The following is a 23380-nucleotide window of genomic DNA, read 5'->3' on the forward strand; positions in this document are numbered from 1 at the left end:
CATGATGGCTCTATTGTCTGACTTATTTGCTGCAAACTTACTGCTATGTCTGTTAACCCTACAATCCGATTAATCGCCCCTTCGGGCTATTGTATTAACCAGCAGGCCGCTGAGCGCGGACTGGATTATCTGCTGACTGCCGGTTACAGGCTGGAGAATACCGGGGTTGTTACCCGGCGCTATCAGCGATTTGCCGGCACGGATGAACAACGACTTGCTGACCTCAACCACCTTGCTGACTGTGAAAATCTGCCGGATATTGTACTCGCGGTACGTGGTGGTTATGGTGCCAGCCGGTTACTGAGTCAGATTGATTATTCTGCACTGGGAAAGCGTTTAGCGGGACAGCCGGTCGCGATTTGTGGTCACAGCGATTTCACCGCCATTCAGCTGGCATTGTTATCCCGGTGCGGCTTAATTACTTTCAGCGCGCCGATGCTGGCAGGTAATTTTGGCGCCAGCCCGCCGTCTGAATTTACCCTGCAGCACTTTCGTAATATTCTGAGGCAAAAAAGTTATACCATCCACTGGTCAGGAAATAAACAAAAAGATTTCAGCGTCAGCGGCACACTGTGGGGCGGGAATCTGGCGATGATCAGTTCACTGACCGGTACCCCCTGGATGCCGCAGACAGATAACGGTATTTTAGTGATTGAAGATGTGAATGAACATCCGTTCCGCATTGAAAGAATGTTATTGCAACTGTGGCATGCGGGTATCCTGCAACGTCAGCAGGCAGTAATCACCGGCAGTTTCAGCGGTGCCCGTCCCTCTGAATATGATCAGGATTTCTCACTGGACAGTGTATGGCAATACCTGCAGGAACTGAGCGGCGTTCCCTTTATTGATGGCCTGAGTTTTGGTCATGAACAACAAACTGTTACTCTGCCAATCGGAGCGACAGCAGAGTTAACCAGCAGAGCGGGTCAGAATAGCCTGACCCTCAGTGGTTATCCGGTGATCAGCAGTTCCCGCCAGTAATCCACTGTTTCCGGTTAACTGCTGGCTGAACCGGTTGCGGCTGAATAGTTCAGGGGAGTAAGTGTCAGCAGCGGATCGGGACGGCTGTCAGTTCTTTCACAGGGCACCAGTGTTGTGGTGCCTGCATACACAAAAAATGTATTTTGTGTGGCGTTATCCACCATCAGCTGGTCGCCGTTACGAAACAGGGTAATGGATACGGGCTGACCATCCTGTAACCGGGTACGGTCCTGCCCTGCGGCAATCTGAAAGTTATTATCACCCCACATCAGTGTTGAAATACCATATTCCGCACGATCAATGGTCATGGTCGGACGTCCGGCACATGAAATCTGGAATTCGTCCCCGTCATTAGGGGCCGCAAAAGCTAATGCTGTGCTTAAAGGCATCACGATGCCTAATACTGTGGCAATGATCTTTTTCATCACTCATCCTGAGATATGTTTAACGGAGATAATTATTTACTGTGTAGCAAATGATAACCAGATTAAACAACAGAAAACTATCCGCTTAGGTTACAACATAATAAAATTGATGACTGGTGATATATTCCCGCGTGTACAGGTAAAGACTTTATGATCTCTTATCAGCAATTATCCCGCCGTCTGGCTGGCTCTCCGTTTCGCAGCCGGTTTCATCTTGGCGTAAAAGAACGGCAGTATTGCCTGGAAAAAGGTGCTGAGGTGGTGATGCAGCATGCCGCCGACTTTGTCCGCCAGCGGCTGTCGGCGGCAGAGCCGGTAAACGACGGTAAGCAAACCCCGATGCGCGGCCATCCGGTATTTATTGCCCAGCACGCAACGGCAACATGTTGTCGCGGCTGTCTTGAAAAATGGCACCGTATTCCCGCCCGTCAGCCATTAGATGATGCCTGCCAGCGTTATATCTGCGATGTTCTGTTTCGCTGGCTACAGGGTGAGATAACTGCTCCCGCCCCATCTGTTATCTCCGGAAAGTAATCCGCGGCTGTATTATCGTTCACCCTGTCGCCTCCGGAAATGCTATGCTTGAGATCCCGGTAAAACGATAATTACCCGCAATGGACTAAGGTGATGTTATGCGTTATCTGCTGATGGCTGCCGTACTGGTATTAATCACTGGCTGTACCTCCCAGCCCCGCGGGCGTTTGTGTGACGGAGAAGTGTCCAGCCTGTATGGTCAGAATCTCGGCCGCAGTAATGCATGGGTATTTGATCAGGTGAATTATTTTACTGTCAGCAAAAATGCTGTGCGTATTAACAGCGGACCATTAATTTCAGCAGATCGCCAGTTGTATATTCCGGCGGCCGTCACCGCGGAAGGCTATTATGCCCAGCGACTGGGAGATAACCGTTTCCGGCTGATTAATTCACCGCAAAACCTGATGGTCACCTGGACCTGCCCTGCCCCCGGCACTGAATAGTCATGGTGGCCGGCTTTTCCGACAGGTATTTCTGGTATTTCCTGTAGCAGATTTTTATATTTTGTTGCATAACCCGCCACCTGCTGCCCGGCAGCAGAAAGCATGAATACATCAACTATCAGCTGAAGAGCGCGCTATCCTCGCCCGGAGGCTTAACAGCCTGCCGGTAAGGTATTATGTACCACTGTTCTTTCTTAAAGGGCTGTCTCTGCCCGATTGGTCCGTAAAGATCCTTCACCCTGACTTAAGAAAATTCCGGTTCCCTGATGAGGAAAAAATCCTCTGCTATACTTAAAAACAACTGATAAAACAGTCAAACAAAGGAGAGTTCTGTATGAGTGATAAATTTCAGGATAAAGCGCAGGAACTGGCCGGTGCTGCACAGGAAGCTTATGGTGATATCACCGACTCACCTGAGCATTCAGTAAAGGGTGCTGCGCGTAAATACGCTTCACAGGCAAGCTATGCTGTGCGGGATGCTGCTGATACCATCAAAACACAGGTCTCCGACAAACCTTATACCGGTGTCGCGATTGCGGCGGCTGTCGGGGTGGTGTTTGGTTATCTCCTCGGCCGTAAATAACCGCGGATTGTTTACAGTTAGTACATTACTTCCGGCCCCGTTATTTTTCAGATAACGGGGCTTTTTATTGACAGTGATAGCCGCGGAAATAATCATACACCGGACTAGAAACCGTTATAATCCCCCCTTCGCGGATGACTACCTGAAACAGCAATGAAAAGTAAAATACTGATAAGTGCCTGCCTGATGGGTTTCAATGTCCGTTATAACGGCCGCGATAAACCTTTTGTCTCTGATGCCCTGCAACAACTCCGCCAGCAAAACCGTCTGGTTATTTTTTGCCCTGAAGTGGCAGCCGGGCTACAGACGCCCCGTCTGCCGGCAGAAATACGGGGCGGCAATGGTGACCAGGTACTGACGGGTGCAGCCAGTATTGTGGAAAGTGACGGAACAGATGCCAGTACGGTCTATCGGCTGGCTGCCAGACTGGCACTGACAACCGCCCTGCAGCACGGTTGTCGTTTTGCCTTACTGACAGATGGCAGTCCGACCTGCGGCAGTCAGCACATTTATAACGGAGCGTTTTCAGGACAACAGGTCAATGGCTAGGGTGTAGCGGCGGCTTTATTACGTCAGCATGGCATTGAAGTATTTTCTCACCGACACCCTGAACAGTTACTCGCCAGAATAGCGATCACCGAAACCAATCCGCGGGTCCTGCCACATTTTGCCGGTTGAGAAATAATTCATCTGAAGGGTTAATACTGACAGAAAGGGGTTGCAATTGAGAATCATTACCACTATCTTTAGCTCTGTCGAATAGTTGATTAAAACAGTCAACTATTTGACACGACATTGCTCACATTGCTTCCAGTTATCTTTGCCCGCTGACCGCGGGCTTTTTTTTGTCTGCGGTTGCGCAGACAGTACAGCACCGGAGACTGTGCTGTAGCTCAGAGCCTGCCATAGAAGATGGCAGCGCTCATGACAGTATTTACTGCTTACTGCTTACTGCTTACTGCTTACTGCTTATCAGTCTGAGTTCAGCCTATCCGGATACAACCATTATCCATACCGGCCTGGCTGTCGGGGTTCATCACCACTTTTTCCTGCATACCATTTGCCAGCTTAACCATAAATTCTTTATTGCCAGCAGCCAGATGGCCATTTTCGATTTCTGTCATCTCAGTGACAGCGACGTAACAATGACGCCCGTGTAAAAACATTTTCGCCAACATATTATTTCCTTTTTTATGTTATCTGCTTAATTATCCTGTTGTCAGGTTACAGCAATGTGTCACCGGTTTTTTTTCCTTTCGTGTCTGCGACAGAATGACAACAGGGTCGCCATATTAACCATATAGTTAGCATGGTTACAACGTATTTAACTCTCTCTGCAACAGAGTATAGACCCTGAATCTCTGTCGCTCTCTGTAAAGCACAGCTGAGACCGGTTTTTGTGATAAACATTTCTGCTATTCACTGGCAAAACCCGCAACAGACAACCGAATTAACGTTATAATCCGGAAAATTATTCAATATGTTCAGGTATTACGATGACAAAACTTAGCTTACAAGAACAGATGCTGAAAGCCGGACTCGTCACCAGCAAAAAGATGGATAAAGTTCAGAGAACCGCAAAAAAGTCCCGTGTGCAGGCCCGTGAGGCTAGAGAAGCTGTAGAAGAAAATAAAAAAGCGCAGCTGGAACGAGACCGGCAACTGAATGAACAACAGAAACTGGCTGCATTATCTAAGGAATATAAAGCCCAGGTACGCCAGTTAATTGATATGAACCGGGTACTGATTACCAAAGGCGATATTGAATTCAATTTCACCGATAATAACCTTATCAAAAAAATAACTGTCGATAAAACCACCCAGTCTCAGCTAATCAGTGGCCGTCTTGCCATTGCACGTCTGATAACTGCGCATGCAGACCGCCCCGACTACGCGATTATTCCCGCCGTCGTCGCCGACAAGATTGCACAACGCGACGCCGGGAGTATTGTTTTGAACAGTACTCTGACGCCTCAGGAACAGGATGAAGACGATCCCTATGCAGACTTTAAAGTACCTGATGACCTGATGTGGTAACCCTTGCTGCGGCGGACAGGGGATCTCTCTGTTCGCTGGCGGCAACAGCAGCCACGGTACGGAGTTCAGAACGGGCAGTGACTACCGGCATCCACCACCCGACCGGTGACCGGATGAGTAAAGTGTAATTGACTGGCATGCAGCATCAGTCTTGGCAAGCAGTCACTGCCTGGCTGCTCACGACCACCATAGAGATCACAACCAGCAATCGGAAATCCCAGATGCTGACAGTGAATTCGCAGCTGATGCGTCCGGCCCGTTTCGGGCAGTAATCGTACCCGGCTGACCGGTAATAATGTCCCGTCGGCTAACGGATATGTTTCATGCCCGAGCAGCCGGTAAGCAGAGCGGGATACCTTCCCTTTAACAGCACAGACCGACATTCTCGGAAACAGGGCGGGATCTTTGGCTATCGGTGCATCAATGATTCCTTCACTCTGTTTCAGATAACCGCACAGTAATGCTTCATATTGCTTGGTGACCCGACGCTGACTGAACTGCTGACTAAGTGCCGCATTTATTGCTTTATTACGGGCAACGATCATCACTCCCGAGGTGCCGAAATCCAGCCGGTGCACCAGTGTGCAACCGGGAAACGCTTTCACCAGCCGGTAATGTACTGAGTCCAGGTTTTGCGGGTTTTTCCCTGACAGGCTCAGTAAACCGGCCGGTTTATTAATCAGCAGCAAATGCTCATCCTGATAAAGAATTTCAATCGAGTCAGTACAAGGAGGCGCAATAAAAGTATCGACAATAGCAGACATCAGATGATCCGGAGAATAACAGGCAGCGGATCATAACCAATTTCTGTACTGCTGGCGACCTTTGCCGGTCTTCATCATTACCGCTGATTCAGCGCACTCCCCCGCCGCTATTTTCCTGCGAATGACCGGTATCAGCACCGATTAAATTGTGACTTAGATCACATTAACTGGGATGCACTTCCCCGCGGGGATAAATCTGTCTCACACTGAGAGTCGGTGTTTTTTGTTGCGGAGTAATACTGATGAGTCATTTTTTCTACGATAGCAAAGACCAGATTATTGACAATGTCCTTGAGGGGATTATCCGGACCAGTCCGCATGCTAATCTGACGCGGCTGAAAACCGATACCGGGTTGCGGGTAGTGATCCGCAATGACTGGGATAAACAACAGGTCGCCCTGATTTCCGGTGGCGGATCTGGCCATGAACCCATGCATGCCGGTTTTGTCGGGAAAGGTATGCTGACGGCCGCCGTCTGCGGTGATATTTTTGCCTCACCGGGGGTTGATGCGGTCCTCAGTGCGATTATTAATGTCACCGGTGACGCGGGCTGCCTGTTAATTGTGAAAAATTATACGGGAGACCGCCTGAACTTCGGGCTGGCAGCAGAAAAAGCCCGGGCACTGGGTTATAAGGTGGAAATGGTGCTGGCCGGGGATGATATCTCCCTGCCTGACAATCCGCAGCCGCGCGGTCTTTCGGGGACCATCCTCGCCCATAAAGTGGCCGGATATGCCGCCAGTCAGGGCCTGTCGTTAACCGAGGTCACAGAGCAGACGCGGGCCGTATTAAATAAAACAGCGACCCTCGGAGTTGCCCTTTCTTCCTGTCATTTACCGGCGTCTGATGAAGAAGACCGGGTGCCGGCAGGGAAAAGTGAACTGGGAATGGGAATTCACGGCGAGCATGGGGTCGCAACACTTGATACACAGAACAGCCGTGAAATTGTACAGCAACTTACCCAACGGCTGTTATCTCATCTCGGGGACTCATCAGATCTGTTACTGATGATAAATAATCTCGGCGGTTTCTCAGCACTGGAACTGGCAATACTCAGTCAGGAGCTGCTCAGCTCCCCATTAGGCAAGCGGGTCAGTTATCTGCAGGGCCCGGCGACCCTGGTCAGTGCGCTGGATATGAAAGGCGTTTCACTGACCGTATTGCCTCTGACCCCGCAACTGCTGGCAGCCCTGCAGGCACCGGTGGAAGTCTCCGGCTGGTCGCCGGTGTATACACCGTCACAGATGCACTGGCATCAGGCCGCCCCGCTGCCGGAAAATAGCCCGGTGACCCCGTCAGAAAATGCACAAACTGCGGCTATTCTGGTCTCAGCATGTCAGGCATTAATCGATAATGAACAACAGCTTAACCGGCTGGACAGTCATGTGGGTGATGGTGACACGGGTTCTACGCTGGCGACCGGCGCACGGTTTGTAGTAAAGGCGGTACAGGATAAGCAACTGCCGCTCAATGATCCGGCAGCACTGTTGCGCTGGCTGGGAGAAAGTATTACCACCCCGATGGGCGGTTCAGGAGGAGTATTGCTGTCGTTATTATTTAGTGCGGCCGCTGAGGGGTATGCAGAGCAGCAGCATATAGGTAAGGCGTTGCTGGCAGGACTGGAACAAATGAAAAAATATGGCGGGGCAAAAACGGGAGACCGTACCATGGTTGATGCCCTGCAACCGGCTCTGGAGGCCCTGGCAGCAAATGCTGACTGGGATCAGGTAGTCGCAGCAGCAGAGAAAGGGGCCGCGGCGACAGCGGAGATGAAAAAAGCCGGAGCCGGCCGCTCTGCTTACCTGAATGCAGACAGCCTGCAGGGTCATATTGATCCCGGAGCCCGGGCTGTCAGCGAGGTATTTTCCGCAATCCGCCGCCATTGAGGGTAGCGGGTCAGCACGGGAGCCTGTACGCTGCCGTGCTGCCGGACAGAGTCATACTGTCCCTGTTTATCATAAACACCCCCTGCAATATAAAAGCAATCAGGAACCAACCAATAGCTTTAGCTTTGAGGTATCTGTATTTCACAAGGAGGGTGAATATATAAAAATCAGATCTAAATTAATCCCCGCCCCGTTACACAGACATATTCATAATGTGCCTAATGCAATGATTTAATTAGGTTATATTGAGTAAGTTCGTGCACACAGAGCATTGCCGCAATATCCCTCGACCTGACACTTGTTAGTTTGAGTTATATCGCGGCAATTTTTTGTCCCATACATGCCCCACTATTCCGGCCTTTCAAAACTCTTCACCATAAACATCACCACTCCGATCACCCTGGCATCATCCAGAGCATCACCCTCGATAATTCCACCATAAGCAATATTTACTGGTCAGATGACTTGGAGGAAACAACTATTCCTGCGTAAGAATGATGATTGAAAAATTTACGGCATATACAGGCTATCGAATGAACCAATGGTGAGCGTAGTTTTACGAAAGGGGAATTCTATAGTTACCTGTTAATCAAAGTTTTTTCATCAGATATCTGTCCTGCAAGTGCTTTCAGTGCAGATTGCTTATCTGATTCTGATAGTGCCTGACGTGCAGGGATCTGCGGTGAATAAACATTAAGACAAAAATCTCCTCATTGTGTAGTTGCACTCGGCCCCTGAACATTAAATGCAGTACCCGATAGCAAGTTCAGGTTTGCACTTTGTCCCGGTGCCAGTTACGGTGTTTGATTTCATGTTTACTGCTATTTCCCCAGCATTCTATTTATCCTCACTCATTTTATTTCATTAACATACATTTATAATTGCGTACGGGATGTAAAGACCATCAGGGTATATATCTTTAAAGCTACCGAATGGAACCCCCATCGAACCTCCGGACAAGTCTTTTGATGAGAAGATAAACCTTATCTTCTCACCTTCTCTTTTTATGCAAAATGCAATATATATAGTCGAATCATCGCTACTATCACTGTCACAATAAAATGGAGAAACTAAAAAATATATATCCTTAGGTATGTTATAGAAGGAAATTTCAGAGTTTAAATTAATATCTGGAGGTATAAATAACTCACCAATTATCCGTGGCATTGTTGCACATGATTCAGCCGTCCATATTAGAGTGCCATTTGCATCGTAAACGTTTAAATACTTACCTTTCTCTGGGATTGCTTGCTTCGTAAATAATAACGCCCCCGAATTTCTCTGGAAGTACCCACCCGGAGCCGCTTCAAACCCGTCAAAAAGATTAAACCATATTAACTGACTTAGATTTGAATACTCGTCAGTATATGCATATTGTCTTATAGCCGAAGATCCAGAGTATGAATTAAAACTTCCATATCTAACGCCGCCAGTGAAAGGTGACGGCATGAAATCATCACCCGCCCCATCACCCTCACCTGGAGCAAAGTTACCGCCTATGTCCGTTTTGAAATAATAATTATACGTAGGGTTATCTGACGATATAGAAACATTTCCGTCCTTATTTCTTATAACTATCCCAGCCATGTTAATTCCTCCTGAACACATCAATATTTATATTAACTTTTTGATAATCCTCAGGGCCCGCGCTAGTACAGTAGATCCAAAACCCACCATTTGATGCAGCACAAGGTATCATGTTCGACAACATTGGGTGATCGTCATTGTACACAGTTGACACAATATGCGAAGAATGATCCATCCCCTGATAACTGATAAAAGTTTTTTTTTGAGTTAAAGTCAGACTCAATGAGTCCACTTTCCTAAGGTAATAATCATTAGAATCAAGAATTATATTTCCGTTTTCATCACGAACCACTATCCCGGCCACTTATTATCCTTAGCGGGACCATTAGCCCCGCATTATTGTTAGCTTGAGCTAAGTTCAACCCTCACTACCCCATTACTATCTTTCATCTGGATTTTCCCTCCACTAACATTTATATCTGTGAAGCTTGCAAATCCATCTTTCCTGATCAACCATCCAGTTGAGCCATTATTCCAATTATAATTATTTGATGCGATATAATCCCCAATCTTAGCACTTGTTATTGTTCCGTCATTAATGACTGCTGAATTAATAAAAACCTGATTCCCAGAAATTGCAAAAGGAGATGTCACTTGCCCATTATCACCGCTTATCACCGCAAACCGGTCTGCCTGCACCAGGAATTGAGTACCGGTATTGTCGCTGGAAAGCCCGAAGCCAGCCACGCGCTTATTGCCGTTCGAGTCCGTCTGAACTTTCAGTGAATACGTTGCTGAAACTGTCCCATCAAGGGCCGCTACAGTCTTATTAACCGCCGATATCTGAGAACTATTATTATTCACTGACGTCGACAGGCTATTGATGGACTTAGCTTGCGAGTCTATCTCAGAACCATGGTTGTTGACTGTTGTTGTCAGAGAGCTTAATGCTGATGCATCCGCCTTGCCTGAAACAGTCTTATTCGTCTGTGACAGGCTGCTATTCAGGCTGGTGATAGCGTTACCCTGAGAGCTGATGGTGTCGCCCTGACTCTTCACCGTGTTGCTCAGCGTGTTCAGTGCTGATGCATCAGCCTTAGTCGCTACTGTGTGATTAGTCTGTGACAGACTGTTATTCAACTGAGTAATATCGCTCCCCTGAGAGGTTATCGTATTACCCTGCTGCGTCACCTTGTTGCTAAGAGTGTTAATCGCAGATGCATTTGCGAGTGTTGCGGCACTTCTGCGGGTGATACGAACAGCCCAAAGCATGAGGTCATTGCCGGATGGAACCGCCTGACCTGGCTGAAGGTATGCAGTATTGGCCCCGGACGGAACAGTGACTGACCCACTGACTGACTTATGCTCTGTCGCTGCATAGTTATCGGTGGAGAGATTTACAGTCCTGTTCGTAAAGCCATCACCATCGAACCTGATTTGCCATGATATTCCACTTGCTGCCAGACTCATTCTGGCAATCAAATTGACATCTAAGATATCACCCTCTAATACCGAAAACTTCGGAGTCGTTGGGTTATAACCACTTGACGATTGAACCACTGGTATCTGCCTTAGTCGCCATGTCCTTATTAGTCTGCGTAAGGCTGTTACTCAGGTTGGTTATCGCCGCCCCCTGTGAGCTGATGGTACTGCCCTGCTGAGTGACCGTGTTGCTCAGGCTGTTCAGGGCGGAAGCATCAGCCTTTGTGCCCACAGTTTTGTTTGTCTGTGTCAGGCCATTATTCAGCTGAGTGATCGCGTTACCTTGGGAGGTGATGGTGTCTCCCTGAGTTTTTACCGTGCTATTAAGCGTGTTAATTGCTGATGAGTTTGCGATGGTCCCTGCGTCCCTCCTGGTTATCACAATATTGTATATTGTTAACGAACCGGCCGCGCAGTTCTGATCGGGCTGAAGCAGTCCGGTTGTAACACCATCAGGCACCGTAACGCTCCAGGAAATCGCTTTAATATCCCCCGATTTAAAGTTCTGCCTTGCAGACCCTATACCTTTGTTACTAACGCCAGGGCCATCAAAACGGATAGCGAAGCCTACATTAGTAAAGTTAATATTTGCTTTACACATCAACGACACATCAAGAATATCACCCGGGCTGACCGTAAATTTACCCGCGTTAGGCGACCAGCCACCACCGGCACCGGTAGTAATTGCAGAATAGCCGTTGACAGTAGTCAGCACACCGTTCCAGCCTTGTCCTGCGTTAAGGAACTGCGGGTTAGGCAGAAGGTTATCCCCCGCGGTAATATTCGATTCAAGCGCAGTGACACGCTGCCCTTGAACGCTAATTGTATTACCCTGCTGATTAACAGTATTGCTCAGATTGTTCAGTGCCGAAGCGTCAGCCTTAGCGGCTACAGTTTTGTTGGTCTGAGATAAGCCGTTGTTCAGCTGGGTGATAGCGTTACCCTGAGAGCTGATCGTGTCGCCCTGACTCTTCACCGTGTTGTTTAGTGTGTTCAGTGCTGATGCATCGGCCTTAGTCGCCACATCTTTATTGGTCTGCGCCAGGTTGTTCTGCAGGCTGATGATAGAATTACCCTGCGAGGTGAGCGTGTTGCCCTGGCTGGTTACAGTTGAACTCAGAGTGCTGATCGTCTTCGCATTAGCATCAGCTGACTGCTGAGCCTTGTACCCTTCAGTTGCATCACAGACATATACATCATCAACCAGCATTGATGTACCTTGCGTATTGGCTGGCTGTTGCGGAATAGCGAACCAAAGCACACCTTTAATGCTGTCAGCGGGTACGGTGACGTAGCCACTGTATTTCTTCCATGAGATATCCGATGGTAAGTCTGCAATCTTCACCTGAAAACACGTCGACCAGTTGTTTTGTCCGGCGAAATTATTTGTCCATATCCCCACGTTAGCGTAACCATTCTTGCTGGTACTATTCGCGTCATACCTGAACCATCCTTCGACATAGAATACCTGCCCGGGTCTGACGTTAAACCATCCGCCATAATTGACATCATTATTCCCGCCTGAGCCTGTCGGAGCTGTTCTGCGTAACTTAGCGCACTTACTCCCTGAATGGTGCGTCCCGTCAGTAATAAGGCCAACGCCATCCCGTGACTCGGTGAAAGACTCAAAGCCGGGGTCTGTGACGAGATTCCCGCCTTTTGCCTGCTGCTGGCTGAGGCTGTTATTCAGGCTGGTGATAGCGTTGCTTTGCGTGGTTAATGAGTTTCCTTGCTGAGTAACGGTATTACTCAGGTTACTCAGTGCTGAGGCATCCGCCTTTGTAGCCACGGTCTTATTGGTCTGCGCGAGGTTATTTTGCAGGCTGGTGATCGCATCACCCTGCGACGTTATCTTGTCACCCTGACTTTTCACCGTGTTAGTCAGTGTGCTGAGCGCCGATGAATCGGCCTTAGTCGCCACATCTTTATTGGTCTGCGCCAGGTTGTTCTGCAGGCTGGTGATAGAATTACCCTGCGAGGTGAGCGTGTTGCCCTGCTGAGTTACTTTGTTCCCCAGGGATTGCAATGCATCAGCGCTTGCTGTCTGAACATAGACGAGCGGATTTGATAACCTTGCATTTCCAGAGGAGTGCATTACCTGAACCTGAGCAGTGTCAGCACCGGCTGGCACAGTTATCTTTCCGGTCCCCTGAAACCATGTGGCCGCTGCCGGAGATGACTGAGTGAACACACTGTAAGCCGCGTTGCTAAGGTTCGGACCATCAAACCTTATCCTTATTGAAATGGAAGACACAGCATCAACCCAGAGATCAGCATTAACAATCAACACCTGACCTTCTATAACAGGAAAAGACGCTGAGTTTGGCGCATATGTTGAGTTAGCCTGAACGTAATTTCTTGCCCCATCCGTCCCCCGGGAGGTATATCCCCAGCCTGCGGCATTATTCTGCATCTGCGGGTTAGGGACCAGGTTTGATCCATAAGTTAACTGGCCGGTAAGGCTGGTAATGGCAGCGCCCTGTGATGAGAGTGTGCTCCCCTGCTGGCTGACGGTGTTGCTCAATGCACTGAGTGCTGAAGCATCTGCCTTCGTCGCCACATTCTTATTAGTCTGTGTCAGGCTGTTTTGCAGAGTAGTGATGGAATTACCCTGCGAGGTAACGGTGTCTCCCTGCCGGCTGACGGTCTGCTGCAGAGCATTCAGAGCCGTTGCTTCGGCTTTTTTTGCCACGTTGCTGTCAGTAGCGCTGAGGCTGCTATTAAGCTTAGTAATATCTGATGCGTTGGCCTGAGTTGCTGTGTTCAGCGTGTCCAGTGATTTATCTATGTCAGACACACTGCCATCAAGCTTAGTTTCAAGCGCCTGTCTGGCGGTGGCCTCCGCTTTTATCGCGGTAATTCTCAGCTGCTGCTCACTGTAGATAAGGCCGGACGTTAACTGAGAGGCATCACTCCCCGTATATGGCCCGCGGAGCTGAGTGGCCAGCGTGGTCCTCTGCGTTGCCTCGGCGGCATCCGCATTCACACGCGCTGCCTGCTCACTCTGTAATGCTGCCATCCCGGCCCCCGGCGTTGGCCGGCCAACAGCAATCCAGTCATACTCAATGTAATTATTAGCATCAACCGCGGTTGATAAGTCGAAGCGGAACTGGTCAACGGCGGAAACATTGGTCCACGGTACATCATGAAATGTGATCGTTGCTGTATTATTTTCGTCCCATTCAGGCTCTGCGACAGTGACCATGTTGGTGTCATTAAATGACCCCTTACTGTCTTTCCACCGTAGCTGCCCGTCCCAATGCAGTGTTCCTGTCTTTCTCAGTCTGACTTTGAGAAATCGGTACGCCGATGAATTGATGTTTAATCCCGCGGGTGAGTTTATATACTCATCACCACTGACCGCCGGACGCATCCAGCCGTCTTTTGAGATAACAGGATCGTCGCCGTGGCTTGTCCATCCCTCGCGGGTTCCGTTGTCGAAATACCAGATATCGAGGGAGTCGAACTGTTCACCGGTACCGGCGGCGACTTTGGCTATCTGCTGAGCGAGGGAGTTATCACCGTTCTGAATCAGCGTTTTCACGGTCGCGATATCTGCTGTACGTGAATTCTGCTCATTCAGAAGGGCGTCAGCCCTGGCATGAGCTTCAGCGTTGACAGCATCCGCTCTGTCACTCACCTCCTGTGATATTGCGCTGGCGTTATTCTTATCCGCTGACGCTCTTTGCTGAGCTTCAGCCGCAACAGCAGCAATTCTGTCCTGTGCTTCCTTAATTATCGCATTCGCGTTTTCCCGGTCCGTGACTGCACGGGCCTCTGCTTCGGCGGCAACAGCCGCGGCAGCGTCTTTCTTCGCGTCTGCCAGCTGCTGATTTACCGCGGAGATCGCACTATCAAGTGAATTTTTGGCGGCAGTACTGGCCCCGGATATCTGAGCATCAACTTTCGACTGTTCCGCTTTATTATCAATCTCAGTGGTCAGGTCTTTAGCTAAATCTGTTTTGCTGATTTCCCCGGAAATATAGCTCAGTACATCGCTGGCACGGGAAGACAACTGCCCCTTCACATAATCAGTCCGGTCAGACTGATTACCCGATTTATCTGTGAATGCAGCCCGGAAGTAACGCACCACGCCGGCCGCAAGTCCGGTCAGTGAATAAGTGCTTTGAGGGTACGGAATATCAGCCAGCAGCGTTTCATCTGAATGGTCAGCAAGTGTTGAAACCATAAGCGTAGTTTTCAGGCCGTCATCAGAGCCGGTACCGAATGACCAGGTCAGATCTATCCCGAACACAGTGTTATCAGAGGCAGTCAGTGAGACCAGTACCGGCGGTTTTCCCTGCTTCCCGCTGAGGGTGACGGTATCAGCCGTTCCCCAGGGTGAAGATATTCCGGAGGAGTTTATCGCACGGACTCTGACTTCATAAACACCGGCATAAATATTATTGACGGCAAATCCCTGGCTGCTGACCGTCCCGGTATTGATCCACTCCCCGTTGTCACGCCGCCACTGGGCAGAATATTTAACCGCACCTTTCACGGCACCCCATGACACCTGAAGTGAAGACACACTGATCCCCTGGGATGTGTAACTGACTTCGTTTACCGTTATATTTACAGGCGCGGGCATAACGGCTGCAGGGGTTATCGTTACCGGTGCGGCCTGAATTTTCACCCCGTCATCAATATAGGCAAATTTACTCGGGTCGTACTGAACGCCGGCGATCGTAAAGGTACCGTCACCGTTATCAGAAACAGAGGTTACCCGGAATTGCTGCACCGCAAGGTTATCACTGTCAATCACCCAAACCGCACCAGCGACCGGTGCCTGGCTGTATGCAGTATTCACAGTGAGCGTTTTTTTATCATCACTGATATTACCGATGGTCCGTGCCTGTGATGTGCCGTCAGGCAGATTGAGAATCAGCCGGTCACCTGCAGCGAAATCGGCAGCGCGGTCGAGCGTGAAGACATTCCCGTTTACAGCAGACAGCCTGCCGCCGTTCTGTTTTCCGGCGCGGTACGGATCAGCCACACCAATGATTGAAGCAGGCAGCGGAATATGACCGTCAAGACCGACACTGAAACTTACTGTGCCGTCTTTCGAGTTTGACAGCAGTGCCCAGCGGCCCCGCCGGTTGGCTTCACTTTGTGACGTGCAGCCAATGGCCGTCAGAGTCATTTCGTTCACGCCGTAGCGGGCAATCAGATCGGGCTCACAGACAGGCTCAACTGTGTCGGCGTAATGATTTTGCGGGTCTGAGTAGCTGACCTGGCAGGAGGTATAACGGTTTTTATATGAACCGCCGGCATAAGTGAACAGTCCGTCAATGACATTTGCCGCCGTATAGGTCCAGTCCGGATCATCCGCGGGTGTGTCAGCAGTGACAGTAATCTGATCATTTCCCCAGAAGGTAATGCCGCGGAATACAGCAGCCAGGTCGTTCAGTACGGTATAGGCATCGTCCTGACTCTGAATGAATACATTACAGGTAAACCGCGGTTCGGTCCCGCCGGCACCATCTGACACTTTCTGATCACAGTAAACGCCAATCTGATACAGCTCCCATTTATCAATCATTGAGGCATCAACACGGTTACCCATACCATAAACTTTATCAAGCAGAAGATCGTAAAAAATCCAAGCCGGGTTATCTGAATAGGCAAGCTTAAAGCCACCGGACCATGCACCGGTGTAAGTTCTGGCTTCAGAGTCATAGTTATCCGGTACGCGGATGATTTTACCTTTGACTTTACACGTCACCTTCGGGGCGCTGCCGCTGAACTGCTCAGCATCGGTTTCTATATACAGTAAGGCGGTATTCGGATAACGCAGTTTACTGTCGATGACTTCCGCAAATGAAAAGACTTTAAAGGCATTAACCAGTTTGCTGTCTGTCGAATCATCGGTGATACGGCGGACACGTACGGCCCAGCCAGACGCTGATGCCGGCAGGTTAATACGGTGATCACGCTGGTATTCTGAGGTGGTTTTACCGTCAAACTTACCGGATATCATGGTCTGCCAGCTTCCGCCGCCGACGGACAGATCGATAGCATATTCCGTGACCGTTCCGGCCATATCGCCGTTGTCTTTGTACTGATACTGCGCAGGCAGGGACAATTTTACCCGCACAGCATCCAGCGCAGCATTGGTAAACTGACGCGTCCAGGGAGATGCCTTTTTGACGAGGATACCGACTGACAATTCATTATCCACCTCTGGCATGCCCTGGATATACGACTGATCCTGTGTGCCGTTACGGAAATCAAATTTAACGCCGGTGAAATTGTAAGACCCGTCACTGTTGGCGAGTGGCGTATCATTCAGAAAAATATCCTGTGGTGACAGCGAACCTTCTATTTCACCTTCGGCAACGGCAACCAGCATTTTCAGCTTATCCGTCGACAGTAAGTCATCCGCCTGTTCAACTGGCGTATGGGCACTTGCAGCCCCGCCTTTGGCACCCTGAATGGTATTCATTGACATAAAAACTCCATAAAAAAACCACCCTGAGGTGGCTGAACATTTCTGAATGATTTACTGCTGGTCGCCGGAGAATATACCGGCACTGATAATCGCCCCGCCCACTTCCCGTTCTCCGTAAAGCAGCGGTACCGGGTAACCCATCGCTACGGTATTCACCGGTGCGCCGAAAGCATAGTTTGGTTTGTTTTCGGTGGATGAGCTGCCGACGGCATATTTGGGCTGAGGGGTCAGCATCTGGACAACACCGCCCAGCGCCATCGACAATCCGATACCTGTTAATGCCGTACTGACTGACGTTGCGCTGAGACCAAGCAGTGTAAGTGAACTACCGGCGGTAAAGTATGCTCCGACCAGTGCAGCGGCACCGATAACAACCTGCAGGAGTCCGCCGGATTTTGCCCCCTGGGGCACCGGCTGCATTGTGTAAGTCTCCGAAGTGCGCGTCAGGCCAAATCCGTCAATACCGATATTGTCTGTACCGGTAAAGAAAGCAAACCGGATACCGTCATGGTGCGCCAGTGCCATGTATTTACGGAAACCGGGCACCTGGGCGCACATAGCCCTCAGCATTTCGTTCAGGTCATCAACATGATACCGGTGCTCTTTACCGAATCGCTTACCGGCCTGACCTTTAAGGATGAGCGTTTTTAACATCAGGAATATCCTTGTGCCGGACAATCCGCACAGTCCGGTCACGGAAATATTGTCCGTAAGGGACCCGCGCTGAGAGATTGCCGAAATTGTGATGAAGAATAAGATTGTTGCCGAGATAAACGGCGGCGTGGTTGGTAACCGGCGAACCGATGCGCATCATAACCATGTCACCTGGCTGAAGGTGCTGAACTTCACGAAAGCCCTCCGCATACCAGTGATCTTCATAGCGGTTTTCTTTGCCGTCCTTCCACCATTCGTACGGTACCGACCAGTTTTTCAATACAATGCCGAACTCCCGCCGGTGGTAATCCATAATAAGTGACCAGCAGTCAGCATGTCCTAGCACCCACGGACGGCCGGTATAATCCCGGTCTGCCCTGGGTGAGAAGGTGCAAAAATCACCCTCCGGCCAGGAGATAATGCCCCACTCAAGACCGGAGTAGTCACACTGAATCCGGTCAGTTTCAGACGGGATAAGCACCGGCACATCTGGGTGAGAGTGGATAATCATGATAATTTCGCCCTGTGCTTCTGCTGACCGGTAATCAGAATCGCGCATCAGAAACTGCTCTTCCGGACTGCCAGCATCGTTATGGCATGGAATATAGTGTTGCCGGTGACCGCACTGTACAATCACGCCGCAACACTCGTTCGGGTACTCGGCAGCGGCATGCTGCCGGATCGCGTCAGTCAGTTTCTCACGCAGCATTATTTCCCCTGCAGGTTAGCGCCCGGGAAACCGCCGAACGGCAGCGGGGAGTCGGTACCGAAACGCAGTTTGCAGTCACTGAGGTAACCACCACACACGTCTTTCGACGGGTCATCTGTCGACACGCCATCCTTTGTAAAATATTTCTCACCGGCATAATCACAGCCAGTGCCCGACCGGTACCAGCCGCGCATACACCACGTGCAGCCAGGCGTAATCTGACGTGATGGTAGTTGCAGGCTCTGGATGTTAAACGGGGAACACAGCTCGAAATCGACCTGTGCGCGGGTCTCTGAGGTTTTTGAATTGATGTAAAACAGCTGCTTTCGTGATTCATTTGGATTGGCGGCGCTGTTTCCGCCCTTCCAGTTCGCCGCATCGAGGTATTTTTTAAACGTTATGTGAATTCTGACCTTCGCTTTCACCAGATCGTCATATTCAAGACAAAGTGCGGCCACAAAATTACCGACATTGCCCACTGACAGGGTCGGCGTTGCCTGAGCACCTTCACTGGTAACAGCAAGATTAGTTAACTCATAGGGGTGCGGATCGTATTCCTCCCCCTGCCAGATAACTGACGGCAGATTGCCGGTGGTGAAGGACTGCCAGTCAGGATCGGTAATATTATACGCATGGAACCGCAGCACATCCGGCATACCAAATTCTGTGCCGTCAACCTCAATAAGCTGTACAAGGGTACCGGGTTCCAGGTGTTGCAAGTCGGCTGTAAAGCTCATATTTCACCCATAAAAAAACCGCCCGCAGGCGGCCTATTGTTTGTGATCAGATTTACGGTGCTACGGCCTCTTCAAAGGTGAAAGATATTTCGGCCCAGTTACCATAAACAAAAGAGGGGGCAATCGAGTCAGCTTTGACCCGATAAAGCTTCTTTTCTCCCCAAGGATTAGTCCAATAAAAGGAATGAACACAATGGCTGCTCAAAAAATTGCGGACTCCCAGCATATTCTCCGGACGCCCTTTGCTGGTCAGTTCCCAGGTTTCAAGAGCATCATTTAAGCCAACTCCGGCAACCTGCTTATATCCGTCTCCGAACTGGGCTGAGGATATCTTAACCGGCAGTGTGCCTGATGCGCCTATGCTTACGCAGTAATCAAAGGTATCAGTAGTCATCATTTCCCCTTGATTGCCCGCCAGAGTGGTGTACCTTGCTTCGTTGCCTGCTCGTTAATGATATTCACTACTGCAGCCTGTATTTGCTTGGCAATGCCCTGCCCGTCAGTACCTGAATTGTTTGCTGACGCCTGCCCCTGACCGTTTACGTTCACGATAATGGCCCCCAGGTGAATCCCCCATCCTGCCGCTGATTGACCACCGACGGCTCTTACGCCAAGTGAACCATCCTTACCGCGAGTCAATGGCATGATAGCCTCTGGTCCCGCCTCACCGAACACGCCAGCGCCTTTAGCAAAAGCGAATAGTTTGGGTGAGCTGTGTACCTGATTGCTGTATGCACTGAGCGATGGAGAGTCGTAAACACCTCCCTTTGCATTCAGTGATAGGTTATTGTAAGCACCTGATGAAAAGGAACTGCCGGATGATGCCTTAACCCCTCCTCCACCTGTAAACATTCCGCTTACACCACCAATGATACTGCTCGCGATACCGGATATAGCCATGCGGGCTGCGATTCTGGATATGTCACCAATAACCGAATTGGCAAACCCTTTGAATGACAGTTTACCCGTTGTGGTAAAGGTAGCGATGGAATCTTCCATGCTTGAAAAAGCGTCACTGAATAGTGTTTGCGTCATTCCTGATGCATTTGAAGCGCTATCAGCATACTCTTGCCACGCTTTATCGGCTCCGTTTGACCATGAGCCTCGTATAGCGCTCATGCTTTGCGTATGCTTATCGTAATCTGAAAGCATCTGGTCATTTGCTGCCTGCTGCATAGATATTTCTTTATCTATAGTTTCGCGGTCAATGGTCGTTGTAGCAGAGGTTCGCTGCTGTCTCAGTTGGATAACCTTGTCATTCAGTTGTTGCTCAAGTGTCGTTCTTTGCGTGAGAATCCCTTGCTGATAAGCGCTGATAGAACCAGATGCAGACAATTCCTCAGTGCCATACTGTGATTGTCTGTTGCCGATATCTTTATTGATGTTTGACTGATATCCGGAAAGCTGCGTTACTTGTTTTTGTAACTGTTGCTGATGTTCGAGGGCTGCATTCTGTTGGTATAACGCCGTGATTTTATCCTGATTTGCTAACAATGACTTCTGATCAGCTGTCAATGTAGACTTACTTTTCAGATTAGCCAGCTGCTGTTCCCATTTCACAAGCGATTGCTGGGCTGTAGATAGCTTATCCGTCGTGTCGAGCTGTGACACCATTACAGCATGCTGTTGATTCAGCTGCTCGAGCAACCTGGTTCCTGCATCCTCTGTATAGGCTTTTTCATGACGCTGTTTCGGCTGCGCGGGGTCTTTATATCTGTTATCGATATCCTGCCTGAGTTGCGCTTCTTCAGCGGCGCTTATGCTCGTCCCGGCGGCCCGAGTTTTCTTCAATGCTTCGGTAAGCAGGTTCTGTTCTTTTGTCCTTTTTTCAGCATTAGATAAGGATTGTTCCTGGAGATTATCGATATACTCCTGTGCCTTAATACCAGCCTGCTGTGCCTGATTATGCTTATCGATAAAGCCATTTAGCACATCTTGGGTAGAAGCCTGACTTTGCAAAAAGGAAAGCTGTGCTTTTAATGAGGCAAGATGTTTATCCTGGACACCGCCATCGCCGATCCCACCCAAACCAAACATACCCGGCTTAACATTGCCTTGGATATCGGCGATTTGCTTTTGGACGTTCGCTATCTGCTGTTGGAGGGTCTGGCCACGACCAATATCCAGCATGCTATCCCAAGCGCCTTTTGCTGCGTTACCAACTGAATCCCACAGCGTCTCAAGCGTTCCTAAGCTTTTTTTGATATCAGATGCCCGCTGGTTTAATGCAGTAGCGTATGCATCGCTGGCGACTCTAGCAGCATCTTGCTGATCACCTTCATCTTGAAGCGCCTTAACCTGGTTGTAAGTCGCTAAAGTTAGGAAATGATACTGATCATTCAGTTTGGTGATTGCCGCAACAGGGTCTGCGGCAATATTGCTGAAGTCAGCCACCAGGCTATCTGTGGCTTGACCGGTAGCATCACTCATACTCACAATGGCCGCGGAAACTTTCTGTAGAGAATCTCCCGCAATAGTGCCGGTCGATACCGCTTGAGCGATAACTGATGACGCCTGCCCTTGTGTAGTTCCAGTGGCTGCGCTTACGGTGGCCGCCATATCAGTAAGCTGATCCGCCGTTTTCCCAACCTGGTTACCGGTCAGGATAAGTGACTTTTTAAAAGCCTCTTGCTCCTGTTCTCCTTGATAATATGCCAGTCCGAGAACTGCTACTGCGGCACCTGCAATGGTAAGTGGATTGACTAATCCAGCAAGGTAAGTGCCGACTGCTTTAATTGTCGGCCCAAGTCCACCCATCATGCCGCTTAACATACTGCCCTGCTGAACCAGCGCCATGATAGGCGACTGCCCACTGGCAATACTCGTCACCATCCACGACAGTTGGGACGGTATCATTGCCATGTTGTGGGCCGCATGTCTGGAGGTATCACCGGTTTTTGTCAGCGCCTCAGAAAAACCAGTTAACTTACTCCTGGCCTGGTCAATCCTGTCGCTGTATTCAGTGAAGGTTTCTTCATCCAGCATACCTTTGCTTTTGAACTTAGATAGAGCCTGCTGCTGATCATCAAGTCGGTTCAGAGCAGCATTAATTGGATTGATTTTGTCCAGCAAAGAACCAAGGGCTTTGGCTTCGTCATTCGTGGCTTTGGTCGCCGCCTGTGTGGACTTAGTAACATCATCTACAAGCCTGGGACCCTGCTTCATCCAAGAGTTGTAATCTTTTGTCGCCCCAGATAGGTTTTCAGTGGCTGTTTCGGCTTTCTCACCAGCCTGGGTAAGTTTTGCGAGGGATGTTGCCAGTGAGTCGGCATTCTTTTGAGCCCCAGAGCTGTCTATAATGACTGCGAGACGTGAAGATTGTTCTGCCATTTACTTTTCTCCGGGCATAAAAAAACCCAGCATTTGCTGGGTCCATGAAAACTAGCTGACTATGGGGTCGTGCCATATTCCTGCTTATAATTACTTTCCATTTGCTCACAAACGCTGGCAATGAATTGCCTCTCAGACTGTGTGTTTGAAACCTTATCCTGATTAGATTTACACAAGCTGATCGCATCGCGAGCATGAGCTTTTGCTTTTTCCTCGGGTGAAGAATTCACAATGGAACCCCACAGAAAAAATACAACAACCACGGCAAAAATAGCCCAGAGAATCCCTTTCATATATACATCCCACCGAATAATTTATAGTGATATTCTTCTACGAATTAGTGCATAAAAAACAGCAAGATGAGTATTAACTATTGCAGTGTTGCCGTATTGCTATCTTTCTGAACTCCGAGGACACCTTTCACTTTCTCCATTCGATGGATCTCTTTATCTACATCTTTTTCTGCAACACCAAAGACTAAAACATTCATTGTTTTCAGATCATGAACAACACGTATATCATCAGCCTTAGCAGCGGAAATAACGTCCGCTTTACTCTCTTCCGAATAGTGAACAATTATATTGTCTGTTTTCATCACGCGTTCTTTTATATCCTGCTCCTGATGAGAAGCACAAGCCGACAGAACTAAAGCTGAAATCAAAATAAGCTTCTTCACATCCCTACCCTCATTGATAAAGTCAGGATTAATCCTAAATAGCTGCGCCTAATACCGCTACACTTTTGCCAGACCCTGTTTTCTGCCGGGAAACGGGCTGACGGTTTCCATAAAATGGCGCACTTTTTTTAACAGTTGCCACATTGAACGGCACTGATGATT

Annotated in this window: 20 protein-coding genes and 1 pseudogene; 7 read left to right on the forward strand and 14 right to left on the reverse strand. The window is 49.3% G+C overall.

Annotation, left to right across the window (positions count from 1 at the left end):
• The first annotated feature begins 45 nt into the window (after positions 1–45).
• Positions 46–981, forward strand: coding sequence for a muramoyltetrapeptide carboxypeptidase (ldcA, locus tag JK211_RS11660; protein WP_212708851.1), 936 nt, complete (start codon positions 46–48; stop codon positions 979–981).
• A gap of 14 nt (positions 982–995) precedes the next feature.
• On the opposite strand, the gene JK211_RS11665 is transcribed toward ldcA, so the two are convergent.
• A complete protein-coding gene (locus JK211_RS11665) occupies positions 996–1406 on the reverse strand; it encodes a hypothetical protein (RefSeq protein WP_249213129.1) in 411 nt (136 codons plus the stop codon).
• Between the two features lie 150 nt (positions 1407–1556).
• Here JK211_RS11665 and JK211_RS11670 point away from each other — a divergent pair, with 150 nt between their 5' ends.
• The 4 genes and pseudogenes from JK211_RS11670 (at position 1557) to JK211_RS11685 (ending at position 3644) form a co-directional block, all read left to right on the forward strand.
• Positions 1557–1940 carry a DUF4186 domain-containing protein gene (locus JK211_RS11670; protein WP_212708852.1) on the forward strand — a complete coding sequence of 128 codons (384 nt, stop codon included), beginning with the start codon at positions 1557–1559 and terminating at the stop codon, positions 1938–1940.
• 98 nt (positions 1941–2038) lie between these two features.
• Positions 2039–2383, forward strand: a complete 345-nt coding sequence (locus JK211_RS11675) for a hypothetical protein (protein WP_212708853.1) — start codon at positions 2039–2041, stop codon at positions 2381–2383.
• A gap of 334 nt (positions 2384–2717) precedes the next feature.
• Complete coding sequence (locus JK211_RS11680; RefSeq protein ID WP_212708854.1) at positions 2718–2966, forward strand: CsbD family protein; 249 nt, start codon at positions 2718–2720, stop codon at positions 2964–2966.
• Between the two features lie 153 nt (positions 2967–3119).
• Positions 3120–3644 (forward strand): annotated as a pseudogene (locus JK211_RS11685) (DUF523 domain-containing protein).
• Positions 3645–3949: 305 nt separating this feature from the next.
• Here JK211_RS11685 and JK211_RS11690 read toward each other — a convergent pair.
• Entirely contained in the window at positions 3950–4144 is a 195-nt protein-coding gene (locus tag JK211_RS11690) for a hypothetical protein (protein WP_212708856.1), read from the reverse strand.
• A gap of 318 nt (positions 4145–4462) precedes the next feature.
• Here JK211_RS11690 and JK211_RS11695 point away from each other — a divergent pair, with 318 nt between their 5' ends.
• Positions 4463–5002, forward strand: coding sequence for a DUF2058 domain-containing protein (locus JK211_RS11695; protein ID WP_212708857.1), 540 nt, complete (start codon positions 4463–4465; stop codon positions 5000–5002).
• Positions 5003–5067: 65 nt separating this feature from the next.
• On the opposite strand, the gene JK211_RS11700 is transcribed toward JK211_RS11695, so the two are convergent.
• Positions 5068–5766 (reverse strand): RluA family pseudouridine synthase, encoded by a 699-nt coding sequence (locus JK211_RS11700; RefSeq protein ID WP_212708858.1) that lies wholly within the window; start codon positions 5764–5766, stop codon positions 5068–5070.
• A 242-nt stretch (positions 5767–6008) separates the two neighbouring features.
• Here JK211_RS11700 and JK211_RS11705 point away from each other — a divergent pair, with 242 nt between their 5' ends.
• The gene (locus JK211_RS11705) at positions 6009–7652 is read left to right on the forward strand and encodes a dihydroxyacetone kinase subunit DhaK (protein WP_212708859.1); all 1644 of its coding nucleotides are present in this window, start codon (positions 6009–6011) and stop codon (positions 7650–7652) included.
• Positions 7653–8516: 864 nt separating this feature from the next.
• Here the strand turns inward: JK211_RS11705 and JK211_RS11710 are convergent.
• The 11 genes from JK211_RS11710 to JK211_RS16910 form a co-directional block, all read right to left on the reverse strand.
• Positions 8517–9239: a hypothetical protein gene (locus JK211_RS11710; RefSeq protein WP_212708860.1), complete on the reverse strand. Its 723-nt coding sequence runs from the start codon at positions 9237–9239 to the stop codon at positions 8517–8519.
• Between the two features lie 342 nt (positions 9240–9581).
• Positions 9582–10739: a DUF1983 domain-containing protein gene (locus JK211_RS11715; protein ID WP_212708861.1), complete on the reverse strand. Its 1158-nt coding sequence runs from the start codon at positions 10737–10739 to the stop codon at positions 9582–9584.
• Positions 10714–17112 (reverse strand): hypothetical protein, encoded by a 6399-nt coding sequence (locus tag JK211_RS16905; RefSeq protein WP_249213789.1) that lies wholly within the window; start codon positions 17110–17112, stop codon positions 10714–10716. The genes JK211_RS11715 and JK211_RS16905 overlap by 26 nt, the downstream gene beginning before the upstream one ends.
• Before the next feature lie 51 nt (positions 17113–17163).
• A complete protein-coding gene (locus JK211_RS11725) occupies positions 17164–17766 on the reverse strand; it encodes a tail assembly protein (protein WP_212708862.1) in 603 nt (200 codons plus the stop codon).
• A complete protein-coding gene (locus tag JK211_RS11730) occupies positions 17744–18472 on the reverse strand; it encodes a C40 family peptidase (protein ID WP_212708872.1) in 729 nt (242 codons plus the stop codon). Before JK211_RS11730 ends, JK211_RS11725 begins: the two co-directional genes overlap by 23 nt.
• 2 nt (positions 18473–18474) lie before the next feature.
• Positions 18475–19212, reverse strand: a complete 738-nt coding sequence (locus tag JK211_RS11735) for a phage minor tail protein L (protein WP_212708863.1) — start codon at positions 19210–19212, stop codon at positions 18475–18477.
• Between the two features lie 52 nt (positions 19213–19264).
• On the reverse strand, positions 19265–19609 hold the full coding sequence (locus JK211_RS11740; RefSeq protein ID WP_371734627.1) for a phage tail protein: 345 nt from the start codon (positions 19607–19609) through the stop codon (positions 19265–19267).
• Positions 19606–22542, reverse strand: coding sequence for a phage tail tape measure protein (locus tag JK211_RS11745; RefSeq protein WP_212708864.1), 2937 nt, complete (start codon positions 22540–22542; stop codon positions 19606–19608). The genes JK211_RS11740 and JK211_RS11745 overlap by 4 nt, the downstream gene beginning before the upstream one ends.
• A gap of 59 nt (positions 22543–22601) precedes the next feature.
• Positions 22602–22835, reverse strand: a complete 234-nt coding sequence (locus JK211_RS11750) for a hypothetical protein (protein WP_212708865.1) — start codon at positions 22833–22835, stop codon at positions 22602–22604.
• Between the two features lie 77 nt (positions 22836–22912).
• The gene (locus tag JK211_RS11755) at positions 22913–23218 is read right to left on the reverse strand and encodes a hypothetical protein (RefSeq protein WP_212708866.1); all 306 of its coding nucleotides are present in this window, start codon (positions 23216–23218) and stop codon (positions 22913–22915) included.
• 57 nt (positions 23219–23275) lie between these two features.
• Positions 23276–23380: hypothetical protein (locus tag JK211_RS16910; protein ID WP_249213791.1), on the reverse strand; the 105-nt coding region annotated here is incomplete at its 5' end.

The sequence above is a fragment of the Tatumella sp. JGM130 genome, assembly GCF_018257525.1.
Taxonomy (GTDB): Bacteria; Pseudomonadota; Gammaproteobacteria; order Enterobacterales; family Enterobacteriaceae; genus Tatumella; species Tatumella punctata.